At 35.5% G+C, this 1,900-nt stretch carries 2 protein-coding genes; both read right to left on the bottom strand.

From position 1 onward, the window contains the following. Window positions 1-188: 188 nt before the first annotated feature. Window positions 189-1,184, bottom strand: a complete 996-nt coding sequence (locus tag HGPT_RS05285; RefSeq protein WP_019138800.1) for an electron transfer flavoprotein subunit alpha/FixB family protein — start codon at window positions 1,182-1,184, stop codon at window positions 189-191. An 8-nt stretch (window positions 1,185-1,192) separates the two neighbouring features. Then, a partial coding sequence (locus HGPT_RS05280) for an electron transfer flavoprotein subunit beta/FixA family protein (RefSeq protein WP_019138799.1) occupies window positions 1,193-1,900 on the bottom strand: 708 nt, incomplete at its 5' end.

The raw sequence follows: 1,900 nt of genomic DNA, 5'->3' as shown, positions 1-1,900 counted from the left end.
CTATGATAAAGGAACACAGATTTTTGACAAGCAAAAATCTGCGGGCAGACTTATCAAAATTTCTTGCAGAAATTTGATTAAGTCTCAGCCTTTGACCGAATAGGGAGCATTGTCGAGTGAGTCGGATATATTGAAATAAATAAAAAAACATAAAGAAAAGACTGCCCTTTGGCAGCCTTAAAAATCTTTTATCTTCTATTTTTTATTTCTTTAATTAAGTCTGGAACTACATTAAATAAATCGTCAACAATACCGTAGTGAGCTGTCTTAAAGATAGGAGCGTCAGGGTCGTTATTGATGGCAATTATTGTTGTGGAATCTTCCATTCCCTTAGTGTGTTGGATTGCTCCAGAAATTCCAAGGGCAATGTATAAGTCTGGTTTTACTTGAACTCCTGTTACTCCAACTTGTAAGTCTTTGTCACACCAGCCAAGGTCAACTACAGCTTTTGTTGCTCCAACTGCACCGCCAAGTGCATCGGCAAGTTCTTCTACTAGGTGCCAGTTTTCTGGTCCACCAAGTCCTCTACCACCAGATACAACAACTTTTGCATTTAATAATTTGTCAAGAAGTGGATTTACTTCTTCTTTTTCAAAATCTATGAATTTTGTCTTAACATCTTCTTCTGTGATATTAATATCTTCTTTTATGATTTCTGCTTCTCTATTTTCGTCTTTAGCAGCTTCAACAAATCCGCCTCTGCCAATTGTTGCCATCATAGTTTCAGATAAAATTCTTACATCGCAGAATAATTTTCCGTCGAAGGAAGGTCTTATCCATTTAATATCACTTTTGTCTTCTGTAAGTTCAACATTTGAACAGTCGGCAACAAGTCCAATGTCTCTTTTTGCAGAAACTCTACCTGCAAGGTCACGACCATTGTGGCTTGCTGGAAGCATAACTATTGCTGGGTCATATTTTTCCATTAACTCATCAAGGACTTTAGCATAAGCTAAAGTGTTGTAGTTTTCTAGAAGTTTGTCATTTACTTGGATTACCTTGTCTGCACCAAGTTGACCTGATAGTTTTGCTTTTTCGTCGTTTTCAAATCCAATTTCTACTGCTACTAATTCTTTATCTAAACCGTCAGAAAGTTCTCTAGCTATAGACATCATTTCTTTAGTTATAAGTGAAAGTGAACCTTCTGAAGTTTCGTTTATTACCCAAATATTTCCGTTTTTCATTTTATCACCTACACTAACACTTTTATATCTTCAATAATATTCATAACTGCTTCTATGTTCTTATCAGTAGAACCTTCGTCAATGATTTTTCCTGTTTCAAATTTTTCTGGAGCAGAAAGGTCTTTTACTATTGTAAGAGATCCCTTTTGTCCAAGTTTTTCTAAATCAAGACCAAGTGATTTTGCAGTGATATCATGAATTTCTTTTTCTTTTGCAATTTTAGATCTCTTTAGGGCAAATTTTGATGGTTTATTAACTGAACCCTTTAGTGCTGATGCAACAAAAGGTGCTTTTAGAGAAACTGTTTCAGTTCCGTCTGAAACTTTTCTTTTTACTTCAAATTCGCCGTCTTTGTAGTTAATATCTGAAACATAAGTAACTTGGTTCATGCCAAGACGTTCAGCCATTTGTGGACAAACTTGACCTGTATCTCCGTCCATAGTTTGATCTCCAGTGAAGATTATATCGTAATCGCCAATGGATTTTATAGCTTCTGCAAGTGCATAAGAAGTTGCAAAAGTGTCAGAACCCTTAAATTCAAGACCTTCTACTAAGTAAGCTTCTTCTGCACCCATTTGGATACATTCACGTAAATATTTTTCTCCATCAGGTGGTCCCATAGTTAGGACATCAATTTGAACATCTTCTTCCATTTGTTCTTTGACATTTAGTGCAAATTTTAAACCACAAAGATCAGATGGGTTGATTATTGTTTT

Origin of the sequence: Peptoniphilus timonensis JC401 (assembly GCF_000312025.1) — a bacterium.
Lineage (GTDB): Bacteria > Bacillota > Clostridia > Tissierellales > Peptoniphilaceae > Peptoniphilus_A > Peptoniphilus_A timonensis.
This window is presented reverse-complemented; position numbering and strand designations above follow the sequence as displayed.

Coding starts and splice junctions, on each gene's coding strand:
- HGPT_RS05285 (WP_019138800.1), bottom strand. CDS start 1,184: ATGAAAAACGGAAATATTTGGGTAATAAACGAAACTTCAGAAGGTTCA.